The sequence below is a fragment of the Rossellomorea orangium genome, from assembly GCF_019334305.1.
Classification (GTDB): Bacteria; Bacillota; Bacilli; order Bacillales; family Bacillaceae_B; genus Rossellomorea.
Map to the genome: position 1 here is coordinate 22,940 of NZ_JAHWGH010000021.1, position 25,355 is coordinate 48,294.

Annotated in this window: 27 protein-coding genes and 1 riboswitch; of the genes, 12 read left to right on the plus strand and 15 right to left on the minus strand. The window is 45.0% G+C overall.

Features of this window, described 5'->3' with window-relative positions; translation table 11 throughout:
• Positions 1–25: 25 nt before the first annotated feature.
• Both KYJ26_RS20565 and KYJ26_RS20570 read left to right on the plus strand, forming a co-directional pair.
• Positions 26–673, plus strand: coding sequence for a TetR/AcrR family transcriptional regulator (locus KYJ26_RS20565; RefSeq protein WP_219169576.1), 648 nt, complete (start codon positions 26–28; stop codon positions 671–673).
• 181 nt (positions 674–854) lie between these two features.
• Positions 855–1,649, plus strand: a complete 795-nt coding sequence (locus KYJ26_RS20570) for an SDR family NAD(P)-dependent oxidoreductase (protein ID WP_219169578.1) — start codon at positions 855–857, stop codon at positions 1,647–1,649.
• Between the two features lie 39 nt (positions 1,650–1,688).
• Here KYJ26_RS20570 and KYJ26_RS20575 read toward each other — a convergent pair whose 3' ends face one another.
• On the minus strand, positions 1,689–2,024 hold the full coding sequence (locus KYJ26_RS20575; protein WP_219169580.1) for a hypothetical protein: 336 nt from the start codon (positions 2,022–2,024) through the stop codon (positions 1,689–1,691).
• Positions 2,025–2,312: 288 nt separating this feature from the next.
• On the opposite strand from KYJ26_RS20575, the gene KYJ26_RS20580 reads away from it, so the two are divergent.
• The 3 genes from KYJ26_RS20580 to KYJ26_RS20590 all read left to right on the plus strand — a co-directional run bounded on the left by KYJ26_RS20580 (position 2,313) and on the right by KYJ26_RS20590 (position 3,281).
• A complete protein-coding gene (locus tag KYJ26_RS20580) occupies positions 2,313–2,885 on the plus strand; it encodes a sigma-70 family RNA polymerase sigma factor (RefSeq protein ID WP_219169582.1) in 573 nt (190 codons plus the stop codon).
• A gap of 3 nt (positions 2,886–2,888) precedes the next feature.
• A complete protein-coding gene (locus KYJ26_RS20585; protein ID WP_219169584.1) occupies positions 2,889–3,116 on the plus strand; it encodes a helix-turn-helix domain-containing protein in 228 nt (75 codons plus the stop codon).
• 72 nt (positions 3,117–3,188) lie between these two features.
• Positions 3,189–3,281: a putative holin-like toxin gene (locus KYJ26_RS20590; protein ID WP_219169586.1), complete on the plus strand. Its 93-nt coding sequence runs from the start codon at positions 3,189–3,191 to the stop codon at positions 3,279–3,281.
• A gap of 68 nt (positions 3,282–3,349) precedes the next feature.
• Here KYJ26_RS20590 and KYJ26_RS20595 read toward each other — a convergent pair whose 3' ends face one another.
• Complete coding sequence (locus tag KYJ26_RS20595) at positions 3,350–4,441, minus strand: PQQ-dependent sugar dehydrogenase (protein ID WP_219169587.1); 1,092 nt, start codon at positions 4,439–4,441, stop codon at positions 3,350–3,352.
• 58 nt (positions 4,442–4,499) lie between these two features.
• Positions 4,500–5,369, minus strand: a complete 870-nt coding sequence (locus KYJ26_RS20600) for a Cof-type HAD-IIB family hydrolase (protein ID WP_219169588.1) — start codon at positions 5,367–5,369, stop codon at positions 4,500–4,502.
• A 159-nt stretch (positions 5,370–5,528) separates the two neighbouring features.
• On the opposite strand from KYJ26_RS20600, the gene KYJ26_RS20605 reads away from it, so the two are divergent.
• Both KYJ26_RS20605 and KYJ26_RS20610 read left to right on the plus strand, forming a co-directional pair.
• Positions 5,529–7,046 (plus strand): BCCT family transporter, encoded by a 1,518-nt coding sequence (locus KYJ26_RS20605; protein ID WP_219169589.1) that lies wholly within the window; start codon positions 5,529–5,531, stop codon positions 7,044–7,046.
• A gap of 126 nt (positions 7,047–7,172) precedes the next feature.
• Positions 7,173–8,486, plus strand: a complete 1,314-nt coding sequence (locus KYJ26_RS20610; RefSeq protein ID WP_219169625.1) for a short-chain fatty acid transporter — start codon at positions 7,173–7,175, stop codon at positions 8,484–8,486.
• 99 nt (positions 8,487–8,585) lie between these two features.
• Here KYJ26_RS20610 and sda read toward each other — a convergent pair whose 3' ends face one another.
• Positions 8,586–8,717, minus strand: a complete 132-nt coding sequence (gene sda, locus KYJ26_RS20615; RefSeq protein WP_219169590.1) for a sporulation histidine kinase inhibitor Sda — start codon at positions 8,715–8,717, stop codon at positions 8,586–8,588.
• A gap of 364 nt (positions 8,718–9,081) precedes the next feature.
• Here sda and KYJ26_RS20620 point away from each other — a divergent pair, with 364 nt between their 5' ends.
• Entirely contained in the window at positions 9,082–10,443 is a 1,362-nt protein-coding gene (locus KYJ26_RS20620; RefSeq protein ID WP_219169591.1) for a YjiH family protein, read from the plus strand.
• A gap of 44 nt (positions 10,444–10,487) precedes the next feature.
• Here KYJ26_RS20620 and KYJ26_RS20625 read toward each other — a convergent pair whose 3' ends face one another.
• The 11 genes from KYJ26_RS20625 to KYJ26_RS20675 form a co-directional block, all read right to left on the minus strand.
• Complete coding sequence (locus KYJ26_RS20625; RefSeq protein ID WP_219169592.1) at positions 10,488–11,822, minus strand: cytochrome P450; 1,335 nt, start codon at positions 11,820–11,822, stop codon at positions 10,488–10,490.
• 128 nt (positions 11,823–11,950) lie between these two features.
• Complete coding sequence (locus tag KYJ26_RS20630) at positions 11,951–13,213, minus strand: ATP-binding protein (RefSeq protein ID WP_219169626.1); 1,263 nt, start codon at positions 13,211–13,213, stop codon at positions 11,951–11,953.
• Between the two features lie 278 nt (positions 13,214–13,491).
• The gene (locus tag KYJ26_RS20635; RefSeq protein WP_219169594.1) at positions 13,492–14,433 is read right to left on the minus strand and encodes an L-threonine 3-dehydrogenase; all 942 of its coding nucleotides are present in this window, start codon (positions 14,431–14,433) and stop codon (positions 13,492–13,494) included.
• A gap of 79 nt (positions 14,434–14,512) precedes the next feature.
• Positions 14,513–15,703: a glycine C-acetyltransferase gene (locus tag KYJ26_RS20640; protein WP_219169596.1), complete on the minus strand. Its 1,191-nt coding sequence runs from the start codon at positions 15,701–15,703 to the stop codon at positions 14,513–14,515.
• 570 nt (positions 15,704–16,273) lie between these two features.
• Complete coding sequence (locus KYJ26_RS20645; RefSeq protein ID WP_219169598.1) at positions 16,274–17,452, minus strand: MalY/PatB family protein; 1,179 nt, start codon at positions 17,450–17,452, stop codon at positions 16,274–16,276.
• 124 nt (positions 17,453–17,576) lie between these two features.
• Complete coding sequence (locus tag KYJ26_RS20650; protein WP_219169599.1) at positions 17,577–18,260, minus strand: DNA alkylation repair protein; 684 nt, start codon at positions 18,258–18,260, stop codon at positions 17,577–17,579.
• Complete coding sequence (locus KYJ26_RS20655) at positions 18,250–18,402, minus strand: hypothetical protein (protein ID WP_219169600.1); 153 nt, start codon at positions 18,400–18,402, stop codon at positions 18,250–18,252. The genes KYJ26_RS20650 and KYJ26_RS20655 overlap by 11 nt, the downstream gene beginning before the upstream one ends.
• An 86-nt stretch (positions 18,403–18,488) precedes the next feature.
• Entirely contained in the window at positions 18,489–19,133 is a 645-nt protein-coding gene (locus tag KYJ26_RS20660) for a YczE/YyaS/YitT family protein (RefSeq protein WP_219169601.1), read from the minus strand.
• A 307-nt stretch (positions 19,134–19,440) separates the two neighbouring features.
• Positions 19,441–19,791: a VOC family protein gene (locus KYJ26_RS20665; RefSeq protein WP_219169602.1), complete on the minus strand. Its 351-nt coding sequence runs from the start codon at positions 19,789–19,791 to the stop codon at positions 19,441–19,443.
• 11 nt (positions 19,792–19,802) lie between these two features.
• Complete coding sequence (locus KYJ26_RS20670) at positions 19,803–20,822, minus strand: S-adenosylmethionine:tRNA ribosyltransferase-isomerase (protein WP_219169603.1); 1,020 nt, start codon at positions 20,820–20,822, stop codon at positions 19,803–19,805.
• Positions 20,815–21,549 carry an SDR family NAD(P)-dependent oxidoreductase gene (locus KYJ26_RS20675; RefSeq protein ID WP_219169604.1) on the minus strand — a complete coding sequence of 245 codons (735 nt, stop codon included), beginning with the start codon at positions 21,547–21,549 and terminating at the stop codon, positions 20,815–20,817. Before KYJ26_RS20675 ends, KYJ26_RS20670 begins: the two co-directional genes overlap by 8 nt.
• 195 nt (positions 21,550–21,744) lie before the next feature.
• Positions 21,745–21,840: riboswitch (ZMP/ZTP riboswitch) on the plus strand.
• Between the two features lie 46 nt (positions 21,841–21,886).
• On the opposite strand from KYJ26_RS20675, the gene KYJ26_RS20680 reads away from it, so the two are divergent.
• The 4 genes from KYJ26_RS20680 (at position 21,887) to KYJ26_RS20690 (ending at position 25,327) form a co-directional block, all read left to right on the plus strand.
• Positions 21,887–22,741 carry a bifunctional 5,10-methylenetetrahydrofolate dehydrogenase/5,10-methenyltetrahydrofolate cyclohydrolase gene (locus tag KYJ26_RS20680; protein ID WP_374939784.1) on the plus strand — a complete coding sequence of 285 codons (855 nt, stop codon included), beginning with the start codon at positions 21,887–21,889 and terminating at the stop codon, positions 22,739–22,741.
• Between the two features lie 113 nt (positions 22,742–22,854).
• Complete coding sequence (locus KYJ26_RS20685) at positions 22,855–24,396, plus strand: FAD-dependent oxidoreductase (protein ID WP_219169606.1); 1,542 nt, start codon at positions 22,855–22,857, stop codon at positions 24,394–24,396.
• A gap of 152 nt (positions 24,397–24,548) precedes the next feature.
• A complete protein-coding gene (locus KYJ26_RS24110) occupies positions 24,549–24,683 on the plus strand; it encodes a hypothetical protein (RefSeq protein WP_257475168.1) in 135 nt (44 codons plus the stop codon).
• Between the two features lie 122 nt (positions 24,684–24,805).
• A complete protein-coding gene (locus KYJ26_RS20690; protein ID WP_219169607.1) occupies positions 24,806–25,327 on the plus strand; it encodes a DinB family protein in 522 nt (173 codons plus the stop codon).
• Positions 25,328–25,355: the final 28 nt, after the last annotated feature.

Genomic DNA, 25,355 nt, shown 5'->3' on the forward strand with positions numbered 1-25,355 from the left:
TGAACGACAAGTTAGGGGTTTAAAAATGTCTGAGGAAAAGAATATATTCAAACAGTTATTCGACCAGGAAGAAAATCTGACGGATAAGCAGCAGAAAATCGTGGAGGCAGCCATCGAAATGTTTGCGGAAAAAGGCTATGCCTCCACCTCTACCAGTCAAATCGCCAAAAAGGCCGGCGTCGCAGAAGGCACCATCTTCCGGCACTACAAGACGAAGAAGGAACTGCTTCTTTCAATTGTCTCCCCTACGATGGCTAAACTGATCGCACCATTTGTCATCCGCGACCTCAATAAGGTTCTCGATGCAAAATACGAACGGTATGAAGATTTCCTGAAAGCGATGATTTTGAACCGGCAGGAATTTTTGAAAGAGAACATGACCGCTTTTAAGATTTTGATACAGGAAATCCCCTTTCATCCCGAGCTGAAAGAGCAGTTCCGGGAGCATATCGGCGAAAAAGTATTCGAGAAATTCGTGAAGCTCGTTGATCATTATAAAGAAAAAGGACAGATCATCGACATGCCCTCACACGCAGTCGTACGATTTTCAGCGTCCAGCATCTTCGGATTGCTCCTTGTCCGGTATCTTTTCCTTCCTGAAGCCGATTGGGATGATGAGAAGGAGATCGAGATGACGGTGAGGATGATTGTGGATGGGATTGGGAAACAGTAAAGATAATCTATGTAAAAGGGACTCCAACTATTGATTTGGGGTCTTTTTTTTCGGGTTGGAATGAAGTCTCGTAAGCACTTATTTTCAATTCCACCCAACTTATTATCAAAAACCCCCGCATTCCGTTTCCCACCTCCCCCCAACGGGTAAAACCAACTATCCATCACAAGGAGGTACAGTAATGAGTTTCCTTTTTCACGAAAATACGTTGAAAGATCATCACATCCTTATCACTGGTGCCACAGGCGGCATCGGTTATGAAACCGCGAAGGTAGCGGTTCAGGCGGGTGCCCGTGTGACCATTACGGGACGAAATGAAGAAAAGCTTAAAAAATTGAAGGCAGAGTGTGGGAATCCGAGTCAAGTCTTCCTGTATAAAGCGGATCTTACGAGCAATGAAGACCGTGAACAACTTCTGTCAGCAGCAACGAAGCATCACGGTCCCATTACGGGTCTCGTGAATTCAGCCGGGATCGGCGGCGGAGATATGGTGGAGAACTTGTCTGAAGAAGATCTCCGCAGCATCATGGAGCTCAACTATTTCTCCCTCGTCAAGCTTACCCAGGCTGTCTACCACCAAATGAAGGACAATCAAAAAGGAGCGATCGTCAATATCTCTTCCCTTTCAGGACTGAGGGGCACCCACGGAAACAGTGCGTACAGCGCGTCGAAATTTGCGGTGACAGGATTCACCCAGGCCTTTGCCCATGAAGCAATTGAGCATAAGATCAGGGTGAACGCCATCTGCCCTGGATATGTCGATACGGAGATGGGACGTAACGCCATTAAATCCAAAGGGGAACGGGAAGGGCGAAGCTATGAGAAGCAGTTGGAAGTCGCCAAGGACAGCATTCCTTCAGGTAAACTAACATCCCCGGTCGAGGTTGCGAACACCATTGTCTATCTTTTAAGCGATGCTGCCGAAAACATTGTCGGGGAATCGGTTAAGATTTCAGGGGGTAGCGTGATGCGCTGACCAATCACAAATAAGGGCAGGGTATATACCCTTGCCCCATTAACTGCCCTCTTGGATTTTCTTTTTGATCTCATCAATATACTTTTGCTTTTCTTTTTCATTGCTGAGCTGGTCACTGTTTTTATCCTGGAGGTATTTTTGCAGTGCCTTTTCAATTTCTTCATGTGAAGCATCTTCCGATATGACTCCGGTCTTCTTTAACATCTCTATGATTTTTTCATCGTTGGCCAGAACATCCATCTTGTTTGCGGGCTGGTCTTGAGGTACATCGGAGTTGACTTCAGTAGAATCCTGTTCCTCTTTTGGCTCTTCAGAAGCACATCCGTTTAATAACACAGGAACGAGTAAAAATGCGAACATCCATTTACTACGCACAGTATCACTTCCCTTCAAAAGAATGAACCATTGTATACTATATTAGATAAAATACCCTTCAACCCCTCTATCAATCACAAATCTACCTGATATTAGGGAAAATTAGTGCATTCATCACTTACCTCATTCTGTAATATATGATTTAATAGATAGTACTATGGAACGATATAAAAGAAGAAGGTTGTGGAAAAGGAACGATCCGCTTCTTTATAAAGTAAAAGCCGAGAGAGTTTTTCTCCTCTTTTTTTTACTTTAAAATCGAACATACGTTCTATTGGTGGTGAAAAAATGGACACATTAGTGAAAGAGTTTTATCGTCATTATCCTCATCTCAAACATAATAAAGCCGTTGAGTCCTTCATCAGTCAAGGAGAGAATCAGAAGTTAGTGGAAGAATTTTTACGTCACCCCAGTGCACATAAGGAAGAACATTTAAACGAAGCTTTCAAAGCCCATTATTTCGATATCCGGTTTACCTCTTACGTCAGTTCATCCCTTTATTATCACAGCGTGAACTTTGACAAGCATATAAGGAAATACAGCGAGCGCCACCCTCTTACCCTGGATGACCAGGCTGAAGAAGGCGGATCTTTCATCGACCTTGTTCCGGATCCGTCCTCGGATATTGCACCATTTACCAATTATTCGACCTTAGGGGATTGCCTGGAGAACGAAGCACTCCTGCGTGCTTATAAAACATTGACAGACAGACAGAAGCATATCCTGGACCTAGCTTATGTACAAGAACGATCTGATACGGAGATTGCAAGAATGCAGGGCGTATCCCAACAAGCCATCTCGAAAACCCATCGAAAAGCGTTACGCAAATTAAAATCTATTTTAGAAAAAGGAGAATGTTAACCCATGGGACTTTTATACGATCTAGTAAAAGAAGCTAAGGGCAACACAGAATATGAAACGAAAATCATCAGGAAGTTCGAACCGAAAATCAGGAAATCATTGTACCTGACCCGACTCGAAAACAGGGACGATCTCGAACAGGAGTTAAAGATCAGATTGATCCGGTATGTACGGGACTATTCATTGGACAATGTACCGGGATTATTTGATAAAAAGAAGCAGGCTGAATAAATCCCATTTATTTCAAGTGTATAGGACAATCTTGTACTCGGGAAGCCTTAGACTAAGGAGGCGATGTATACTATGAATACATTCGAAGTATTATCTCTGATGCTCAGTTTTGGGATGTTCGTGATTGCGATTCTGAAAGCCAATGATGAAAATAAACATTCATGAACACGCTGAAGAGCGTGTTTTTTTTCTGCAAAAAAACCTCCCCAAAACGAAGGGAGGTTTCCATCACTTTATTCTTTATTCATGACTGACTTCAAATCCACCTCAAACAGCTTATCATCATTCTCACGGGGAATCCCCCGTCCATCCGTATTATTGGACACAAAGTAAAGGGTGTCCCCTGCAACCAACACATCTCTTACACGCCCAAACCCTGTAAGCAGATCTGATACAATGTGAGTCTCTGTATCAAATCGCTTCACGCTTTGACCGGCAAGGGACGCGAACACGAGATCCCCGTTCCAGAAGTCTGCTCCTGACGGGGCCCATGACGGTTCCCCTGAATGGGCGAGTGGTGAAATCAGCGACTCTCCCTTTTCATCCCCAGTGATCTTTGGCCATCCATAATTGTTTCCAGCCTTGATCAGATTGATTTCATCAAATCCATTCGGACCATGTTCGGTGCCATAAAGCTCTCCATCCTGATTCCAGGCAAGGCCTTGGGGATTCCGGTGACCGTAGCTGTAAACATATGAATCTTCAATCGGATTATCGGACGGTATCTTTCCATCCAGGTCCATACGGAGGATTTTCCCTCCCAGATAAGTGAGGTCCTGAGCTTTATCCTGTTTGGTGGCATCCCCCGTAGTAACGTAGAGCTTGTGATCGGGACCGATTTCAAGCCTGCCACCCTGGTGATACTGACCGCCCGGGATCCGGTCGATTAATATTTTTTCCTCGGACCACTGGTTTTCTGTCCGTTTCAGTACAACAACCCGGTTGTAGGGGTTACCCGCGTCATCATACGTATAATAGGCAAAAGCCAGCCGGTTGTGTTTAAAATCCGGATGGAGCACAAACCCTAATAACCCGGCTTCAGGTCTCCCCGATAGTTCCTTGGATAGATTGGTTTTTATGACGGACTTCTTCCCTTCCGTTATTTCCACGATCCCGCCGGTCCGCTGTGTAATATAGAAAGTATCATCAACCTTCTGGATGGACCAGGGAATGGTGAGATCCTTCGCCACCACTTTGCTTTCAACACTCGGCTTTGTGACAGACTTGCTTTCTTCCTGTTGCAATTCTCGCTGTCCGAAAGAGCACGCACTAAGCAGTAAGATCTGACTTATGAACAACATGAGCCAACTTATCTTGCTTTTCATACCAACAGCTCCCCTTACTCACTTTTTTAACCAGTATGGACAACGGATGCCACTCTCATTACTTGGCCGGAAGTTTGATCGCCTCCTGTATCGCCTTGGCCACACCGTCTTCCTTGTTCGTTGCTGTGATGAACGGACAGAATTCTTTAATCTGATCCAGGGCATTTCCCATGGCAACCGGTCTTCCCACTACTTTCATCATGGACAGGTCGTTCAGATTATCGCCCATGGCCATGCTATTCTCTGGGGACAATCCTTTGTCCTTGAGTAATTTTTCAAGAGCGACCCCTTTTTGGGCTTCTATGCTGTTCACCTCAATATTTTCTTTCCCTGATGAGCTGACGGCGATGCCTGACAGTTCATTCAGTTTCTCGTTCGCCTCTGCCAGCTGTTTCTCGTCAAAAGAGAAAACAAGGAATTTGTAAACAAGCTGTGAATCATCTTCGAAAAGAACCCCGTAATCTTCCACAAGTTTGATATGACCTTTTTCAAATCGTTCCCGCGCCGCCTGCCTTACCTGTTCTTCCGATACAGTTGGGTTCGCTGTCGTAAAAATGTCGACGATCAGCTCGACTCCCATGTCATAATTTTCCGTATACGTCCCACGGTCTGTATAGATTTCAAAATAAATGCCGGTTTCATTCAGGACAGAAGCAATCTCTTTTGCCCGTGCTGATTCAATTCCCGCCTGGTAGATGATCTCTCCCTGCTTATTTCGCACCTCGGCCCCATTGGCACAGACGATTTCACATGAGATTCCGGCTTCCTTGATGACGTAACGTGCTTCTTCATACGATCTGCCTGTAGCAACAACGACTTCAATCCCCTGCTGCTGTGCATCGAGGATCGCCTGTTTATTCGCTTCACTGATTTCCTGATGTTCATTCAATAGTGTTCCGTCCATATCTGTCGCAATCAATGTAATCATTTATAAACACCTTCCTGTTGTTGAATAATCTTAATTTAGCCATTGTATCATGAATTATTTATCGTTTTGTACTGAACACCCTCGTGAGATGAATACCTTTCGAGATTTAGGGTATGAGAATAATGAGAACGTTCGTCTATTCTTTCGGGAGGTTATTTCATGGGTAATCGTACATATTTGAACAAAGTGTTTTGGATTTCAGCAATTATTGTGTCCATTTTAGTTATATTTGGGGCTTCGTTTCCGAAACTTTTTGCCAAAGGGGCGAATGCGGCCTTTGGTTTCACTACCTATTCGTTCGGGTGGTTTTATCTCGCAGCGGTGTTCTTCTTCGTGCTGTTCCTTCTGTTTCTGATGGGGAGCAAGTATGGGAAAGTACGTCTCGGAAAGGACGATGAACGCCCACAGTACCCTTTCTTCACCTGGATCGGGATGTTATTCTCTGCAGGATTTGGAATCGGACTGGTATTCTGGGGAATCGCAGAGCCGATGAGTCATTTCTTTGAAACACCGATTCCTGGTGTGGAAGCTCAGACGGAGGAAGCCGCGCGCCTTGCTATGGGCTATGCCTTCTTCCACTGGGGAGTCAGTCAATGGTCTGTCTTTACAATTGTCGGATTGATCATCGCCTATTTTCAATTCAGGAAGGGGGAGAATGGGCTCGTTTCCACTTCCCTTTCTCCCATGATCGGGCGTCGTAAAGGTTCTTCAGGCATTAAAGATACCATTGATATCCTCGCTGTCATTGCCACTGTCATGGGTGTAGCGACGTCTCTTGGACTTGGGATCCTTCAGATCAACGGGGGGCTTAGCTCTGTATTTGGTCTCGGGAGTGGGACGGTGACTCAGCTCGTCATCGTGCTCATTCTGCTCGTCCTTTATTTAGCATCCTCGACAACCGGACTTGATAAAGGGATCAAATGGCTGAGCAACCTCAACTTGTCCCTTGCCCTGATTCTGATGCTGTTTGTCTTCATCGTCGGTCCGACAGTGTTTATCTTAAATACCTTCACGCTTGGAATCGGTGATTATATCTCCAATTTCATCCGTTACAGTTTGCGTCTGACCCCTTATCAGGGCGGGACATGGGTACAGGATTGGACGATCTTCTATTGGGCCTGGGCCATCGCCTGGTCTCCCTTTGTCGGTGCCTTTATTGCCCGTGTCTCACGGGGGAGGACCATCCGGGAATTCATTGTCGGTGTATTGGTCGTTCCACCTCTGATCGCCCTTATGTGGATCGCCGTATTTGGAGGAACCGCCCTTCATTTGGACTTATTTAACGGAACATCCATTGCCGAAGGGGTCAATAAAGATGTCACGAGTGCTTTATTTTCAACGTATGGGGAGCTTCCTTTTACAATGGTCTTGTCCGTATTATCCATTTTGTTGATTTTCACCTTTCTCATTACATCGGCTGATTCAGCGACGTATATATTAAGCAGCATGACAACAGAAGGTAGCTTGAATCCGCCGATGATCGTAAAGATCGTTTGGGGAGTACTGATCGCCGCCATAGCCGCCGTCCTCCTGGTGTCCAGTGGACTGGAAGGATTACAGACCGCTTCCCTCGTCTCGGCGTTGCCATTTACGGTCATTCTGATCCTGATGTGTGTGACCTTATTCCGCCTACTACGGAAAGAAAGGAAGGGTAAACCCCGTCCCTCAAAAAAATAATGTATTGCGCCTGAACTCTTATGAAGAGAGTCAGGCGCTTTTTCCATTTTTCAGAAATTGAAAGGGTTTTCACACATCGCTATAGAACAATAGGATAAGGTGTACATTTTTAGAAGGGGGATTATGATGAAAGGACTTATTTCTTTATCAAACAAAATCATGCAACGCTATTTGCCCGATCCGTTTTTATTTGTGGTCATATTGACGTTGGTCGTTTTCGGGCTTGGCCTTATTTTTACCGATAGTTCGAGTCTTGAGATGGTTCAATACTGGGGGGATGGTTTCTGGAGCCTGCTTGCCTTCTCCATGCAGATGGTGCTTGTCCTTGTGACAGGATATGTGCTTGCAAGCAGTCCGTTGTTTAAACGGTTCCTCGGTTTTCTTGCGTCATTTGCGAAGTCCCCGGGTTCCGCTATCGTGATCGTGACCGTCGTTTCCATGATTGCAAGCTGGATTAATTGGGGATTCGGACTTGTCATCGGGGCACTTTTTGCGAAAGAACTCGCAAAGCGTGTGAAGGGCGTCGATTACCGCTTGCTGATTGCAAGTGCCTATTCGGGATTTGTCGTCTGGCATGCAGGATTTTCCGGATCGATCCCGCTCTCGATTGCAACTGAGGGGCATCCGTTTCAAGATTTGATCGGGGTCATCTCTACGAATGAAACGATCTTTGCTACATCCACTCTCATCATTGTGGCCGCACTATTTATCATTTTGCCAATCGCCAACAGGATGCTCATGCCATCTAAGGAAGAGACGATCACGGTGGATCCCGAGGTTTTCAACGAGACGGCTGTTGCACTTGAAAAAGAAGGGATGACACCTGCAGATCGTCTGGAGAACAGCATGGTATTATCGATTGTTGTAGCGGTACTTGGCATTTCGTTTTTATTTTCATACTTTGTCAAAAATGGTTTCGCCCTTAATTTAGATATCGTGAACTTTTTATTCTTATTTCTCGGCATCCTGTTTCACGGGACTCCGAAACGCTTTCTTGCTTCGGTACAAGAGGCGATTAAAGGGGCAAGCGGGATCGTCATTCAATTCCCTTTCTACGCCGGGATCATGGGGATGATGACGGCGTCGGGACTTGCTGTCGTCATGAGTGAAGCCTTCGTGTCGATTTCAAATGATGTGACATTTTATTTCTTTGCCTTCCTGAGCGCGGGAATCGTCAACTTCTTTGTTCCGTCAGGCGGTGGACAGTGGGCCGTTCAGGCCCCGATCATGCTCGATGCCGCCCAGACCCTTGATGCTTCTGTGGCCAAGACCGCCATGGCCGTCGCCTGGGGGGATGCCTGGACCAACTTGATCCAGCCGTTCTGGGCGTTGCCGGCATTAGCCATTGCAGGATTGAAGGCAAAGGATATCATGGGGTACTGCGTCATGATCCTTGTCATCAGCGGGGTCGTCATTTCGCTTGGATTACTGCTCTTATAAAGGACCATGGAATGACTTAATTACAATAAAAAGGCTGGTCTTCAAGGAAGGCCAGCCATTATGTATGGATTGTTCATTATTTATATATTCACTTATCTGTTACCGGACATTTTCCCTTCTTTCCATTTCTCCTTCTAACATCTCAATAAATTCTTCTTCCAATCCTTCTTCCTGTGCCAGCTGATAGACATTGACCAATTGCTCTTCTGTAAGCTTTGTTAAAGATGTCATCGATTACAACTCCTGATTAACCAAGATATGAATTCTAAATACCCTCTTAAATAGAAGATAAACCTAATTTTCAAAATAAATAATCTTTTTATTTTCAGTAGCTAAACTACCCGGCAGACCTATGTTATTATTGAAATTTTTTAAAATTTTAGTAAAATAGAAAAGGTACGAAAGATAGCGCTTTCTTTTCTGTATACACTTTTCACTAAAAAATAATACGTCATTTTAGGTTTCACTTTTACTGCCGGCGGGAAAATCATCTGAGGAATACAGCATATCCGAATTTATGATGGACAAATTTATATGTATGCATTAGAATGAATAATGTTTCATTTTTCGTTACAACTACTTCTGAGGTGAATTTATGAATCAGCAGCATCGATATACACTATCAAGTCATTTACGATTTATCATCCCTTCCCTATTGGGAGTTTTTCTATTTATGATACCGATTCCGGGGAAAGACGGAATCACGATCCCCATCGCAGTCTTATCAGGACTTCTTCAAGACTGGATCGGCAGCTATGTACCGGCCATTATGACGGGCTTGATCATCCTGACGGTCATGGGAACGTTCATCACTAAACTCGCACATCCGGCGTTCATTGAAAAATCTCCGTTTTTCTCGAGTTTATTTGACGTTCGACCTGTATGGGCCATCGTAAGGGTGGTCGGCGCCATCTTTGCCGTTATGACTCTATTTAAATTAGGGCCTGAGTGGGTCTGGTCGGATGCAACGGGTGGACTTCTACTGAACCCGGACGGACTTCTTACCATTCTTTTCTCTGTGTTTTTATTTGCCGGGCTTTTCCTTCCATTATTACTCAATTTTGGTTTATTGGAATTATGCGGAGCGCTCTTAACGAAGATCATGCGTCCTGTGTTCGGCCTGCCTGGTCGCTCATCCATTGACTGCCTGGCGTCGTGGCTCGGGGACGGTACGATCGGAGTCCTACTGACAAGCAAGCAGTATGAAGATGGGTATTATACGAAGAAGGAAGCAGCGGTCATCGGGACAACCTTCTCTGTTGTCTCCATCACCTTCTGTCTCGTTGTCATTTCACAGGTGAATCTGGGTGAATATTTCATTCCCTTCTATCTAACGGTAGCTGCGTCTGGACTCCTTGCAGCGATCATTCTGCCACGGATCCCGCCCTTATCCCGTAAGCCTGACACTTACTTCAACGGTCAGGAAGGGAAGGATACGATGGAAGTGATTCCTGAAGGATACAGCCGTGTTGGATACGGTTATGAACAGGCACTTGTCCAGGCGAAGAACAACAACAGTGCGTCCAAGTTCTTTACGGATGGAATGAAAAACGTGCTGGATATGTGGATGGGCGTAGCTCCAATCGTTATGGCGATTGGTACAACGGCCCTGATTGTGGCGGAGAATACGAAATTCTTCGAATACATCGGTATGCCCCTCATTCCGATCCTGGAACTTCTTCAAATCCCTGAAGCGACGGAAGCATCACGTTCCATCCTTGTCGGATTTGCCGATATGTTCCTTCCAGCCATCTTTGGTTCAGGTATCGAGAGTGAGCTGACTCGCTTTGTCATCGCTTGCTTATCTGTAACACAGTTAATCTACATGTCCGAGGTTGGTGGACTGCTATTAGGTTCCAAGATCCCGGTCGATTTCAAGGATCTTGTCATCATCTTCCTGCAGCGTACATTCCTTACGTTACTTGTGATTGTGGCCATTGCTCATATGCTCTTTTAGTTAATCAGAAACCCAGGTTCGCATTTGAACCTGGGTTTCTTGTTTTACTTATCCACTCTTCTTTCAACGTTCATGGGAATTCCGCCTTTTGGCCGCAGGGTAATCAGTGGGTGGCATTCTACCTTATGGTCACTTGATAATGTAAAGTTGAACCTTTGAACATATAAGGCCGCAATCACCAATGCTTCCTGAAGGGCAAAGTGATTGCCGATGCACACTCTCGCTCCCCCTCCAAAAGGGAAATAAGCATACGGTAGAATGCTTTCTGTCCTGGATTTATGAAATCGTTCCGGATCAAAGTTCAATGGGTCCTGGAAGTACTTTTCATTCCGATGCATGATATATGGAGAAATGAGGACATTTTCTCCTTTCTTTATGAGATGGTCACCGATTTTCACGTCCCTTACAGATGTCCTTCCAAACATCCATACAGGTGGGTATAAACGTAAGGTTTCTTCAAGGGTTTGGCGCGTATAAAGAAGACGGTGAAGGTGCTCACTGCATAGTTCTTCATTTCCTACTACTCGATCGACTTCCTCATAGACATGTTCTTTCACTTTTTCGTTATTTTCTAGCACATAGAAAAACCAGGAAAGGAGATTGGCCGTCGTCTCATGTCCCGCCACAAAAATGGTCATCACTTCATCGATCAATTGTTCTTTACTCATATGATTGCCTTCATCATCACGGGAACGGAGCAGGGCATGGAGTAAGTCCTCTTTTTCTTCAGCCAGGCTTTCTCTATGCTGAATGATTTCCTCTACGACTCTCTTAAGTTCTCCAATAGAGGCCTTATATTGCTTCAGTTCAGGAAGCGGCCACGATACAGGGGGCTTAAAGAAAGAGCGAATCCGCTTCGTAGCCATTTCCAGAATTTTTTCCAGATGGACCCCTACTTTCTCATACCCTTCGTGATCGTTCATATTAAACATGGTCTTCGTTATGACCGCCAATGTAACGTGCATCATATCCTTGGATATATCCCTCATGGTCCCCGCTTCCCAGCCTTCCATTGTGTCAGTGGCTGAGCTGATCATTTCACTCACATACTTCTTGATATGACGGGGGGTGAAATAAGGCTGCATTATTTTCCTCTGCTTTGTATGTAAGGGACATTCACTTGTGACAAGACCTTCACCGATCAGGAGAGACAATTCTTTGAATTGGTTAGATTTTTGAAAGCTTTTAGATTGAGTGACAAGAACCTCTTTTACCAATGCAGGATTCAACAGTAAATGAACGGTACGGTTCGCAAAGCGGAATTGTACCCTTTCATCATTCTTCGTTGCCTGTGATTCTAAAAATAAGAGTGGATCTTTCCTGAACTTGTCTAACTGACCCAGTGGATGGAGGGAATGAAGGACAGTTCCGTTGGTCATCCTTTTCAGGCTCCTTTCAGTCTATATGTTTAGAAACTCCTTTTATCTTATTCATCCATTCTCTTCATTAATCCATTTTTAATCCAGACAAAAATAAAGACTGCTTCGTCAAGAAACAGCCTTGAATATTATTTATTCTCCACAGGAAACGTGACTTCCACTTTCGTTCCCTTATTCACTTCCGACTCTATGTGAAGCGATCCTTTATGATCTTCAATGATCTTTTGACTGATGGTGAGACCAAGTCCCATTCCTTTCTCTTTCAGGGTAAAAAACGGCTCCCCAAGTCTTTTTAATCGCTCCGACGGAATCCCTGCCCCCTGGTCCGTGATGGTGACGTAGACTGATTGATTCCGGAGCTTCCAATCGACGTCAATTTCTCCTTCATCCATGGATTCGATGGCATTTTTAATAATGTTGATGAACACTTGTATGCACTGATTCTTATCGCCGAACACCGTAATCGGGGATGAGGGGAGTTTGATATTCAACGTGATACCCTTCAGAAGTGCTTCATGCCCCATGACCTTGACCACATATCTCAGCACTTCACTCATGTCAAAGGACTGATATTCCCTCATTTGGGGTTTCGATAAAATGAGCAGTTCCCCGACAATCTGATTGATCCTGTCCATCTCGGATGACATGACGGTAAGGTAATGGTCGGAAACATGCTCATTTTCTTCTAATAATTGAATAAAGCCTTTGATGCTTGTGAGAGGATTCCTGATTTCGTGTGCGATCCCTGCTGCCAGCTCTCCCACAACAGAAAGCTTTTCTTTTCTCAACAGCATTTCTTCGGCGATCTTCTGCTGGGAAATATCCCTGCCGATGATGACCAGACCCTTTCTTTCATGATTCGAGTGGAATAGTGGGACTTTAATGACATCGAAGGTCTTAAACTCCCCGTTCGGCAGAAAGAACCCTTCTTCACAGCGTGTCACTTGTTCCGCCTTCCATGACTCTTCATCAGAATCAATGCAATAATCGAAAGCGTCTTTGAAAAAAGGCACCAGTTCACCCAGATCCTTATCCGTCTTACCGACATAATCAATGTCTTCCAGATTGTATAGCCTGCGACCAAATTGATTGACCTTCAACCAGCGCCCTTCTCCATCCTTGAAACAAACAAAGTCCGGGAGGGAATGAAGGAGGGTGGATAGTTGATTTTCTTCTTCCAACAGCCTTTGGTGTCGAGTCATAAACTGATTTCCCTTTTGTAAAAGGATGAGAAGAGCCGCTATAACGGCAAATAACAGAAGAATTGAGGCGATTACGTTCCATGGTGAGTCAAGCATGAGGATAGCGAAGACCTGGAATACGGAAAGTGCCATAAGTATCATGATCAGTTTGTGAAAGGCCTGCGCCTTACCATTCTTATTACCTGCCATCAAAATCACCAGCCTCATTCTTACTTTCATTTCTAAAATGGATATCTATATTGTTGAAGAGTGGCTCCCTATAGTTCATATGTACCACCATACGTTTTATAAGAAACCATCAATTTCTGAATTTTTACACAACTAAACATGTATTTCTTTGTCTTATTAATTGAAGTATATCATTTCCTCATTCACAATTGTCATTTTTTGTCGCATTTTCAGTTGATAATGGCGTTTAGTATTTCATAAAAAAATCCCCATGAATGGTTTCACAGGGACCTTTACTATTACTTTGTTTTCAGTTTATCCAGCATATCTGCCGTCATTTTAGCCAAATCATATTCCGCTTTGAAGTTCCATTCGTTCTTGGCAGCACTTGAATCAATGGCATTTGGCCAGCTTTCAGCGATGCTTTGGCGAACAGGATCTACGTTGTAATCGAGGGTAAAGTCAGGCTGATGTACACGGATCGCCTTGGCAATATCTTCGGGCGCCACGCTCATGGCTGACACATTGAAGGAATTGCGATGCTCAAGCTTCGAGCCGTCCGCTTCCATCAAGTCGATGATGGCATTGAGGGCGTCAGGCATGTACATCATATCCATGTATGTTCCCTCTCCGATATAGGACGTATACTGATTGTTCTTGATGGCTTCGTAATAGATCTCTACAGCATAATCCGTCGTCCCGCCACCTGGAAGGGTTTCATAAGAAATCAGGCCAGGGAAGCGAAGTCCTCTTGTATCCACCCCGAATTTCGTGAAGTAGTAGTCTGAAAGAAGCTCGCCTGATACCTTGTTCACCCCATACATCGTCGTCGGACGCATGATCGTGTCCTGTGGGGTGGAGTCCTTCGGTGTCGATGGACCGAATGCACCGATTGAACTTGGCGTAAAGAACTGGCAGCCCAATTCTCTTGCCGTTTCAAGGGCATTCACAAGTCCTCCCATGTTTAAATTCCATGCAAGCAGCGGTTTTGCTTCCGCCGTGGCAGATAATAAAGCGGCTAAATGAATAACCGTATCCACATTATTCGTTTTGGCAATATCGAACATCTTCTCGCCATTCGTGACGTCAAGTTGTTCAAATGGTCCATTTTTCACGACCGGACTGTCCGTTTCACGGATATCCGTCGCGATGACATTATCTGAACCGTATACTTCGCGCAGTTTATTGGTGAGCTCAGAACCGATTTGGCCCAAGGCACCCGTTACTAGAATCTTTTTCATCGTCTTTCCTCCTGCATTTACCTTTGGTGATTTCATAAAAAGATAGGGCTGACTGTATGCCAGACCCTATGCTGGTTTCTTAAATAATTCCCATTTCTTTTCCGACCTTCTCATAGGCTGCAATGGCTTGATCAAGCATTTCCTTCGTATGGGCAGCGGAAGGCATATTTCTTACACGGCCTGTTCCCCTCGGTACCGTCGGGAATACGATGGATTTTGCATATACCCCTTCTTCATACAGGCGTTTACTAAAGTCCTGTGTGGCCTGCTCTTCACCGATGATGACAGGTGTGATCGGCGTTTCGCTGTTTCCGATATCAAACCCGAGCTTCGTCAGTTCTTCTTTCAGATAACGGCTGTTTTCCCACATATTATCCTGAAGTTCAGTCGAATTCATAATAAGATCAAGTGCTTCCGTACAAGCCGTTACGTCTGCCGGAGTCAAAGAAGTTGAGAACAGGAACGGACGGGAGCGGACTTTTAACCAGTCAATCAGGTTTTGCGTTCCCGCTACGTATCCACCGACTACTCCGATCGCTTTCGATAATGTACCCATTTGGAAGTCGACTTTGTCAGAAAGTCCAAAGTGCTTAACTGTTCCGGCACCTTTTCCAAGGACACCTGAACCGTGAGCGTCATCTACATACGTCATGATATCGAATTCTTCGGCGATCTCAACGATTTCAGGAAGCTTACATACATCTCCGTCCATTGAGAACACGCCGTCCGTGATGATCATGATTTTGTTGTACTGACCGGACTCCTTCGCTTCTTTCGCTTTCGCACGAAGATCTTCCATATCGGAGTGGCCAAAACGAATGATCTTAGCTTTTGAAAGACGGCAGCCGTCAATGATGGATGCGTGATTCAATTCATCGGAAAGGATGGCATCATTTTTGTCCATTACCGCTGAAATGGCCGCCATATTACAGTTGAAACCGGATTGATACGCAATCGCCGCTTCTGTTCCTTTGAATTTCGCAAGTTTTTCCTCAAGCTTCACATGAAGGTCAAGGGTACCATTGATCGTACGTACAGCCCCTGACCCAACACCGTATTCTTTCACCGCTTCTATCGCTACTTTCTTAAGGCGTTCATCTGTAGCTAGTCCAAGGTAGTTATTAGATGAAAGGTTTACCAGTTTCTTACCTTTCACTGTAATGACCGGTCCATTCGCACCTTGCAATGGATCGATTTCATTATACAAACCGCGTGATTTTAAATCTTCCAGGTTTTCTTGTAAAAAGTGATCTAATGTTTTGCTTGTCATGTACTCGTCCTCCTGTTATGTAAGCGTTTTAAAAACAAATGTCCACTCTAAAAATACAATATCTATCAGTTGATTCTTTGTGTTTGTTGAGGTTTGTTCTATTTTTTAGTTTAACATGTTTTTTCCTGATGGACAAAAATTATCTTAATTGTTTTGCCTTAATAGTAGTGTACCCTTTAAGTAAAAAAAGCATTTTAACAAAAGGATAGTTTTTGATGAGGCGAGGTGCTGGTTGATTTCCGCTCCAGGTGCTCGCTTTCCGCGGGGCGTGAGTTGAGCCTCCTCGGGCGCTGCCCTGCGGGGTCTCAACTTTCACGCGTTTCCCGCAGGAGTCGAGCACCTTCCGCTACAATCAACAGGCTATGTATAAGTTCTTCACTAAAGTAAAAGCATTACTTCAAAAAATTTCGGAAAGCTTGATTTACATCCATTTACAGAGAAAGCATTAAACCTAATTTCACATCCCACCATTTCCGAATTATCATAGGTGAAATTTTCAAATGACACACAAAGTGCCTAATTAAAAAGGATGAACAAAAGCCGTCAATCACTTCTGTTCATCCATATGCATCATTTTATCACTTTTCGATCAACCCTGTACTCAAGGATCGCTTCGTGCATCCTTCTTAGGGCGAGGTCGACACGTTCTTTGGGGCAGGCGATGTTCATTCTGACGAAGGCTTGTCCGCTATTACCAAATTTGAATCCTTCATCAAATTTGACTCTGGCTTTTTCTAAGAAGAACTTGCAGAGTTCTTCCCCCTTCATATCCAACTCTGTGCAGTCGATCCAAATCAGGTGGGTAGCCTGGGGCTGGATGGCTTTAAGCTCTGGAATATGCTGTTCCAGATAGTTCTGTACATACTGCTTATTCTCCTCCAGCACCATCAAAAGCTCATTGAGCCAGGGTTCCCCTTCTTCATAGGCTGCGATGGTTCCTTCAATCCCGAATACATTGGGCCTCATCAGTCCATATCCCGTAAGCTTATCCTGATATTTCTCCCTTAAGTCTTTGTTCGGTATGAGAAGGATCGATGTTTGAAGGCCAGCAATGTTAAAGGTTTTGCTGGGAGCGGCACAAAGGATGCTTCTCTCCAGCAGGCTTTCATCGCCTTTAAAGAGGGGAATATGTTCGTATCCCCCATATACCAAGTCGCCGTGCATTTCATCAGAGATGATCCATATATCATGACGCTTGGCGATATCACCGATTTTCGTCAATTCTTCCCTTGTCCATACCCGGCCGACAGGGTTATGCGGACTGCATAGAATAAGGACTTTGGCCCTTGAACGGCTCGCCTTTTCTTCAAGATCCTCAAAATCAATCGAATACACTCCATCTTCATAAAGAAGCGTGTTCGTTATCACTGAACAACCATGATTTTCGATCGTGCTATAGAAAGGATAATAAACCGGATCTTGAATGATGACACTGTCTCCTGGATCCGTCAATACACTCAGCAACACATTGATTCCCGGAATGATACCCGGACTGAAGCTGATCCACTCTTTGTCTATATCCATGCCGAAACGTCTCTTCCACCAAGAAATGATGGATTCAAAGTATCGATCGCTGAACGTTGTATAGCCGTATATACCATGCTGTGCTTTCTTGTTCAGTGCGTCCACAATGGCCGATGAAACTTGAAAGTCCATGTCTGCAATACACATAGGGATCACATCCCCATCGGGAAACGACCATTTCACAGAGTGAGTATTCGTTCTCTCGATGCAATCATTCCAATTCATGTCCTTATGCCCCTCTCACATTTATCTTCCTTTACTTTATCCTAGATGATGGGCGGGGTGAATACCTGCACAATAAATAGGAATTTTCTCTTATCTCTGTAACGGCCGCCCGCATCATTTCCGGCTATTTCTTAACTGCTTTGCGATTCAGATGCTTTAACCCTTCCCGTGCACTGAGAGGGGCAAGCTTTTCTGATGCGATGAAATCCTTTACCGCTTCGGGATTCGTTTTGGAATATTCCCTGAGAGCCCAGCCGATGGCTTTCTGTATAAAGAACTCCTTGGATTGATTATGCATTAATATGTACCGAAAGAGACGGTTTTCATCCGTTTTCGCCTTGTATTTCAACTGAAACAGGATGGCAATTCGGTTCAACCACATGTTATCTGAATGAATCCATTTCTCTAAGTATGTATCGTCTTCTTCGGTCTGAAAGATCTTCCCCACGTGATTCGGACCGATGTGATCGATCGTATCCCACCAGGATTTCGTCACAATCAACTCTTCCAAAAGAGGGAGATGCTCTTTTGTTAAATCCCTTAATCTTTTATCGATGAGACCAAGCGCGACGTATTGACATTCTCTTTGAGGCATCGCCCATAGGGAACGGACAATATCAGGTAGTTCTTCAATGGATGGTTTGCCATTTTCCTTAAGGAAGTCCCTCAATAAGACATTACGCTCAGGAGTCCTGATCCCAAAGAAAGGCAATTGATTTCTCATATAGGCTTCCATGGCTTCCTGGTTATCACTGTTTTGATTCTTTTTTAAAAGGGTAATCAGTTTATCCGCATATTCATGGTTCATTTACTTCTCCTCCTCTTGTCTCTAGTTCTTCACATTCAAAGCAGCAGCTTTTTCCACCCTCCAAGTGAACCCCGTTAAAGAAACCGTCCAAGCAGTAGAGGGGCTTTTGGCAGAAAGCACAGTAGTCTACAAGCTCTTTCATTTCACGACCATCCCCATTCTGAATCTCTCTTTCATACTTCTTGATGATGGGATGAAAAACCTTTTATAATCGAAAAAAGACAACCCTTAGCTTGCTAAGGAGTTGTCTCTTTTCGTCACCTGCCGCTCAATGAGAGAGTGGAGGAGCTTTTTGCTTTGAGGCAGTGAGAATCCGACGATGGATCCGAGTCCGAGTGCAATGATCACGGTTCCGATTCCGACAGGACCGCCCAGTAACCAGCCCAGGAAGAACACGATGATTTCCATTCCATTCCGTACCCATTGGACCTTCCAGCCCGTTTTTTCCACTACCAGCAGCATGAGACTGTCCCTCGGGCCCGCTCCAAGATCTGCTGATACATATAAGCCGATCCCATATCCGATTACCACGATCCCAATTGCAAACACGACGGCCTGGGCTGCGAGTGAATGAGGGTCAGGTAAAACAAAATTGAATAAATCTATGAAAATTCCAATTAACAACATATTAATAAAGGCACCGGCTTTAGGAAATGACTTTGTTCCAACACCCGTCACAAACAGGATGATAAAGCCCACAATGATGGACCACGTCCCGATGGTCAAGCCGAGCTGCTTGAACAACCCATAATGAAACACATCCCAGGGACCGATTCCAAGATCTTTCCCTTTAATGGTCAAACTGATGCCAAACGACAGCACAAGTAAGCCGATAAAGAAAAACGACCAGCGTAACATTTTTTCTCTATTCATGAAGATCCCTTCCTACTCCATAGTCAGTTCATTTAGTACCCGGATAACTGTATCACAGAATTCCTTGTAAAAAAATTTCATAAAACCTATGGGGTTGGTAGGGATAGAGACTGTCCCTTTTGATATTTTACATATTTTGTTAATCGGCTGGATTTTTCACCTTATCGGCTGGATTTTTACTGAAATCAGCTGGATTATCGGGATAACCCGCTGGATTCCCACGAAAATCGGCTCGATTATTTGCCGAATCGGCTGGATTCCACACAATGCTCCTCTCAAAAACCAACAAAACAAGAGTACTCGACCGCTATCCTTCCACCAACTCAACGATCTCTCCATCAGGACCGAAGAAAAAGGCCACTTTCCAGCTATTTTCAAGAAGGAGGGGGCCTTCCACAGGGAGTAACCCCTTCTCTTTTAATAATTCAATTTCTCTTTCAAGATCGGAAACTTCCAACGCTATATGAAGGAATGTACATTTGCTTTCCGCTCGTGGATCCTCAATAAGCTCCAAACGACAGTCTCCCTTTCTCAAAAAAAGGATGTTTTCACTTCCCCATCTGAACTTCAGCTCTTCTTCATAGCCGAAATACGTTTGGTAGAATTTCTTCGATGTCTGTAAGTTCTTCACGTTTATCCCGATATGATGTAGTTTCATCTTTTGTCTCCTTACAAAATGAGGTTCATATCACCGAACTCATGCCATTTATAGTTTTTATCAAGGGCTGTCTGATAGGCATCCTTCAATCTTTCCTCAGAAATGAACGCCTTTAAGAGATCCAAATGACTCGCTTCCGGTTCGTGAAGCCCTGTAATGAGTCCGTCTACGATGCGGAGGGGTGTGTCACCGGAAATGTATAGATTCGTTATGCCTTCAGCGGGCTGAAGCTGCCCATATGCAGTCATCACCGTTTCAAGAGCACGAACAACCGTCGTTCCCACTGCGATCAGTCTTTTCCCCCGATTCTTTGCACGGAGGATTTCAATCACTGCTTCAGAACCGATAAGATAGTCTTCCGGGTGGTTTCGGGGGTGTGGCCATTGATCACTTCCATAGTAGCTTAAACCTGCATGGAGCTGTATGAACCCAATGCCGACACCTTTATCCTGTAAATCTTGCAACAATCTCCATGTAAAGGCCCTTCCGGCAGAAGCCATCTCAACGGAACCTGGAACAGACCCATAGACGTTCTGATAAAAATCAAGCGGCCACGGGTCATGAATATACTCATAACGGACAGGCTCCCCGTACTTGAAAATGAAATCCATCAGCTCACTGCCACTCCTGTTAAATTCCAATTGTATAAGCGGTCTTTCACTTCCTTCCCCCTTCACACGGCCCGTTACACCTTGCGGAAATTCGATGTGTTTCCCTGCCTGATGAAAATCTCCGAGCACAAGGGCTTCCCACGTGTTTTTCGCTCTTCTTCTAGAAAGACGGACTTCAACATTCCGGTTTCCCTGTTTTCCTTTGAGGGACGCGGGAAGGGTCCTGCTATTATTCAAAACAAGAACATCTCCCTCATCCAGATAATCAGGCAGCCTTTTAAAGGTTGAATGATCACACTTGCCAGTTTCCCGGTTCAACACCATCAGCTTTACATCATCTCTCTCCAACCCTTGAAGCTCGATTGGTGTCGTGGCGTTCAACCGGGATGGAATATGGAATGCACGAGCCGATTCATTCATGACCGCCACCCCGCTTCCACTGGAATTCCTGAGCTTCAAACCGCTTTCCGCTCTCACCCTTCGAAGCATCCGACGCCAAGTACAGAAAGACATCAAGGTGATCCTGTGGACCTGCCAAGGGGTAATCACAATCCGGGACTGCTCTGTCATGCATCTCCGTATCCATCTCCCCCGGATCCACCATATTCATCCTTACTCCTGTATCACCCAGCTCATCCGCCCACGTCCCAGTCAGGCCCTCAACCGCAAATTTCGAAATGCCGTACGCACCCCACTCTGCAAAACCTGTTCGACCCGCTTCAGACGTTAGATTAACGATTGAACCTCTTCCTCTGCTTATCATGCCGGGAAGCACTCTCTTCGTGACTAGAAAAGGATTAAGTGTATTGATCCTTAACACTTCAAGGAACGATTCCTCGGGATAGTCCACCAACAGACGGGGACCAGGACCAAACACAGAAGCGTTATTAAATAATACGTCTACACTTCCCCACGCTTCTTCTGTTACCGACACGAAACGATCAACATCCCTGGCATCGGAAACATCCGCCTCTAAAGCCACCACTTCCGCCCCCATCACCCTCAATTCTTTCTCCACTTCCTTAAGCGGCCCGAGGTTTCGCGCACAGATGGCCACTTTTGCACCTTCTTCAGCGAACTTTATGGCCAATGCCCTCCCCAAGCCTTTTGAAGCACCTGTAATCATGACTACTTTGTTCTCAAACATGTTCATACCCCTTTCATGTTTCTTGATACTCCCATCTTATGAAAAAAACGAAGCCGGCAAATCGTCTATTCGGAGTCGAATACTCTAGAAAATTAGATGTAGCACACTCTCAGCCTTTTGATGTACGCTATATAAAAACACGAACATTAAGACTGGAAAAATACTTTATATTCGTGTTATAATGAGTTTGAAAATAAATAAAGCAGTGACTGGCGAAAATGTGGAATCAACCACAAGGGAGCTGCGAATCTTATTATATTTAGCCATTAGCCGTTCGCCTGGGCAGAAGGCAAGGGGATACCCTTGTCTTCTTTTACTATTATCAGGAGGGATTGCAGTGGAACCAATAGTATTAGACGGTAAACTTGTTGCATCTGAGGTCAAGGAAAGCCTGAAATCGAGAGTCGAAGGATTAAAGGAGAAGGGAATCACCCCTTGTCTAGCCACCGTGCTGGTTGGAGATGATCCATCTTCTGCTACGTATGTGAAGATGAAAGGGAATGCGTGCGCGAAAATTGGAATGGAGTCTCGACGAATCCATCTTCCAAAAGAAACGACAACGAATGAACTCCTGGACATGATTCAGGAGCTGAATGATGACTCTTCCGTTCACGGGATCCTCCTGCAGCACCCGGTTCCCCATCACATCGACGAACGTGCTGCCTTTGAAGCGATTTCCATCGAAAAGGACGTGGATGGTGTCACAAGCCACGGGTTTGGTCAAAATTCGTTGGGATTCGGTGAGTATCCATCCTGTACTCCAGCAGCGATCATGAGCATCATCGATTACTATGATGTCACTCTTGAAGGAAAACACGCTGTCGTCGTTGGAAGAAGCCCGATCCTTGGAAAGCCTGTTTCCATGATGTTATTGAACCGCAATGCTACGGTGACAACATGCCATTCTTATACAGAAAACCTGCCTGACATTCTTGCATCTGCCGACATTGTCGTCGCTGCCGTCGGTAAACCGAATTTCATTCAAGGGAACTGGATCAAAGAAGGTGCCGTCGTACTTGATGCAGGATATAACAAAGGGAACGTCGGGGACATCGATTACGAGGCTTGCTATGAAAAAGCAGGTGCCATCACACCGGTTCCTGGTGGAGTAGGTCCTGTGACGATTTCCATGTTGTTAAAACAAACCGTTGATTCCGCCGAAAAATATGGATGTGTGCCACAAAACGCATAGATGAATGAGACTGACTCTATTCCAAGGGTCAGTCTTTTTTTACTGTTCAGCACTTATTTTTTCTGAATTTCAGGAGAAAATGGTAAGGACTCGAATCGTAAAGGAGCGTTCAAATGGACTCACAACATCATAATGCTTTTTCCAAAACGCCTGAGCCCTATTGGAGGGAGAGTGCTAAGCTTCCACTGTTTAAAAAGCTTGAACAGAATGTGAAAGTGGACGTGACCGTTGTCGGAGGCGGCATCGCCGGAATCACCACGGCTTACCTCTTGGCCAAAGGCGGCAAAAAGGTGGCGCTCATCGACGCTGATCACTTATTGAACGGCACGACGGGACATACAACGGCGAAAATTTCCGCACAGCATGGACTGATCTATGATGAACTCATCCAGCATTTCGGAGAGGAATTCGCAAAGAAATATTACCAGTCTCAAACGAAAGCCATTCAGTTTATCCAGGACACGATTACAAATGAACATATCGAGTGTCATTTTTCAGAACAAGATGCTTACGTTTATGCTACAACTGATCACTATGCAGATAAGGTCCAGAAAGAACATGAGGCTTATCAAAAGCTGGGGATCAACGGGGACATCATGGAGAATATCCCCCTCGACCTTACCATCAAAAATGCATTAGTGATGAAGAACCAGGCACAGTTCCACCCATTGAAATACCTTAAAGCCCTCATTGACTCTTTCACAGGGATGGGTGGGCAGATCTATGAAGGAACCATGGCAAAGACCATCAATGAGGGAGACAGCACACAGGTCGTGACAGAAGACGGTTATCACCTCGACAGCGAATACGTCGTCATTTGCTCTCACTTCCCCTTCTATGATGGAATGGGGTTTTACTACACGAAGATGCATGCAGAGCGTTCGTATATTCTCGGGGTGAAGGCACAAAAGGATTACCCGGGAGGAATGTATATTAGTGCAGAAGACCCTACCCGTTCCTTGCGTTACGAAGAAGATGAAAATGGGGAAAAGCTCATCCTCATCGGCGGGGATAAACATAAAACCGGACAGGGTAAAGATACAATGGAGCACTACAAGGCATTACAGGCATTCGCTGAGGAAGTGGTTGGTGTAGAGGAAGTCCGCTACCGCTGGTCGGCACAGGATCTCATCACCCTGGATAAAGTACCCTACATCGGCAAACTGACGGAGAAACATCCGGCCATCTTTGTCGCCACAGGGTTTAACAAATGGGGTATGACTTCCGGCACTCTCGCCGGACAGATTCTTTCCGATCAGATCCTGGGAAATCATCACATCTATGCCGACGTGTACTCGCCTTCCAGGTTTGTGGCGGATCCGAGCATCAAACATTTCTTCAAAGAGAATCTGAATGTTGCGGGCGAGCTTATAAAAGGAAAATTGCAGGTACTCTCCAAGAAACCTGAAGAACTCCAAAAAGGGGAAGGCGATGTCGTCAACGTGAATGGCCGCCGCTGCGGTGGCTTCAGGGATGAAAACGGAGAGCTTCACATCGTGGATACCACCTGTACCCACCTCGGCTGCGAAACGGAATGGAATCACGGAGACCACACCTGGGACTGCCCTTGTCACGGCTCCCGCTTCTCCATAGACGGAGAAGTCATCGAAGGTCCCGCCAAAAAGCCCCTCAAGAAAATTGATCTAAACGATTGAGGGACGGACCTCCATCAGGTTTGTCGAATATAGCCCGGGAAATAAACAGAACAAAAAAGATATTTGACATATTTTGTCGCAATGTACGGAAGAATATTTCCCTGTTTTCTCCCCACACTATGAATGAGCTACAATTTTGGGAGGGATTCTGAATGGGCCGTACAAAAAAAGGAAACCGCAATGCTCAAAGCAATACCAATGCAAAAAAGGGAAATCGCACAAGTTCTGAATTGGTGGAATTCACAACAGGACAGGTAGATCCAAAGAAAAATCGAACAGAGGATTAGTAACCATCCGCTATACGCTAATAACCGGATCATTGCTTCCGGTTATTTTTATTTTTATAAAGGATTCCCTCCGTTCATCCCGAAATCATTAATGGAGATGATGATTTTTGGGGGAATGGAAAATGAACGAACATATGCTGTTTCAACAAATGGAATTTATCCGGATGCGTACACTGGCTGTGGTGGATGCGACATCCGAACACATGGCGGATGAAGTCCCTGAAGGATTTAGAAATTCAATTCGATGGAACCTGGGTCATATCTTATTATCACAGGAAAATCTTCTTTATTCCTTCGTAGGAGAAACTGATCGTCTATCGCTTCCACCTGAATATAGAGAACTATTCGGGTTCAATACCAGCCATAAAACCTGGGATTCCGTTACGCCTCCTACAATGAGTGAACTTCGAGAAAGACTGGAAGCCCAACCGTTACGGATCAAAGAGACGTTCTCAGCCCGTTTAGATGAAACGGGGGATAAACCGTTTGTACTTGGTGAACATACGACATTGACCACGTTAGGAGAAGTTCTCTCCTTTACGAATTGGCATGAAGGGTTACATCAAGGAACCATTACAGCCATTAAACGTGTACAAGGAATTGAAAATCTCTGGGAGAAGGTTGAAGAGAGAGTAAAAAAATAAGGCTGTTTTCGTATACATTGTTGCTTTT

Coding starts and splice junctions, on each gene's coding strand:
- KYJ26_RS20630 (WP_219169626.1), bottom strand. CDS start 13,213: ATGGCAGGTAATAAGAATGGTAAGGCGCAGGCCTTTCACAAACTGATC.
- KYJ26_RS20565 (WP_219169576.1), top strand. CDS start 26: ATGTCTGAGGAAAAGAATATATTCAAACAGTTATTCGACCAGGAAGAA.
- KYJ26_RS20590 (WP_219169586.1), top strand. CDS start 3,189: ATGAATACATTCGAAGTATTATCTCTGATGCTCAGTTTTGGGATGTTC.
- KYJ26_RS20655 (WP_219169600.1), bottom strand. CDS start 18,402: ATGAAAGAGCTTGTAGACTACTGTGCTTTCTGCCAAAAGCCCCTCTAC.
- KYJ26_RS20660 (WP_219169601.1), bottom strand. CDS start 19,133: ATGAATAGAGAAAAAATGTTACGCTGGTCGTTTTTCTTTATCGGCTTA.
- KYJ26_RS20675 (WP_219169604.1), bottom strand. CDS start 21,549: ATGTTTGAGAACAAAGTAGTCATGATTACAGGTGCTTCAAAAGGCTTG.
- KYJ26_RS20650 (WP_219169599.1), bottom strand. CDS start 18,260: ATGAACCATGAATATGCGGATAAACTGATTACCCTTTTAAAAAAGAAT.
- KYJ26_RS20685 (WP_219169606.1), top strand. CDS start 22,855: ATGGACTCACAACATCATAATGCTTTTTCCAAAACGCCTGAGCCCTAT.
- KYJ26_RS20690 (WP_219169607.1), top strand. CDS start 24,806: ATGAACGAACATATGCTGTTTCAACAAATGGAATTTATCCGGATGCGT.
- KYJ26_RS20585 (WP_219169584.1), top strand. CDS start 2,889: ATGGGACTTTTATACGATCTAGTAAAAGAAGCTAAGGGCAACACAGAA.
- KYJ26_RS20570 (WP_219169578.1), top strand. CDS start 855: ATGAGTTTCCTTTTTCACGAAAATACGTTGAAAGATCATCACATCCTT.
- KYJ26_RS20620 (WP_219169591.1), top strand. CDS start 9,082: ATGAATCAGCAGCATCGATATACACTATCAAGTCATTTACGATTTATC.
- KYJ26_RS20605 (WP_219169589.1), top strand. CDS start 5,529: ATGGGTAATCGTACATATTTGAACAAAGTGTTTTGGATTTCAGCAATT.
- KYJ26_RS20640 (WP_219169596.1), bottom strand. CDS start 15,703: ATGACAAGCAAAACATTAGATCACTTTTTACAAGAAAACCTGGAAGAT.
- KYJ26_RS20670 (WP_219169603.1), bottom strand. CDS start 20,822: ATGAATGAATCGGCTCGTGCATTCCATATTCCATCCCGGTTGAACGCC.
- KYJ26_RS20610 (WP_219169625.1), top strand. CDS start 7,173: ATGAAAGGACTTATTTCTTTATCAAACAAAATCATGCAACGCTATTTG.
- KYJ26_RS20645 (WP_219169598.1), bottom strand. CDS start 17,452: ATGAATTGGAATGATTGCATCGAGAGAACGAATACTCACTCTGTGAAA.
- sda (WP_219169590.1), bottom strand. CDS start 8,717: ATGACATCTTTAACAAAGCTTACAGAAGAGCAATTGGTCAATGTCTAT.
- KYJ26_RS20635 (WP_219169594.1), bottom strand. CDS start 14,433: ATGAAAAAGATTCTAGTAACGGGTGCCTTGGGCCAAATCGGTTCTGAG.
- KYJ26_RS20625 (WP_219169592.1), bottom strand. CDS start 11,822: ATGACCAACGGAACTGTCCTTCATTCCCTCCATCCACTGGGTCAGTTA.
- KYJ26_RS20665 (WP_219169602.1), bottom strand. CDS start 19,791: ATGAAACTACATCATATCGGGATAAACGTGAAGAACTTACAGACATCG.
- KYJ26_RS24110 (WP_257475168.1), top strand. CDS start 24,549: ATGGGCCGTACAAAAAAAGGAAACCGCAATGCTCAAAGCAATACCAAT.
- KYJ26_RS20580 (WP_219169582.1), top strand. CDS start 2,313: ATGGACACATTAGTGAAAGAGTTTTATCGTCATTATCCTCATCTCAAA.
- KYJ26_RS20600 (WP_219169588.1), bottom strand. CDS start 5,369: ATGATTACATTGATTGCGACAGATATGGACGGAACACTATTGAATGAA.
- KYJ26_RS20595 (WP_219169587.1), bottom strand. CDS start 4,441: ATGAAAAGCAAGATAAGTTGGCTCATGTTGTTCATAAGTCAGATCTTA.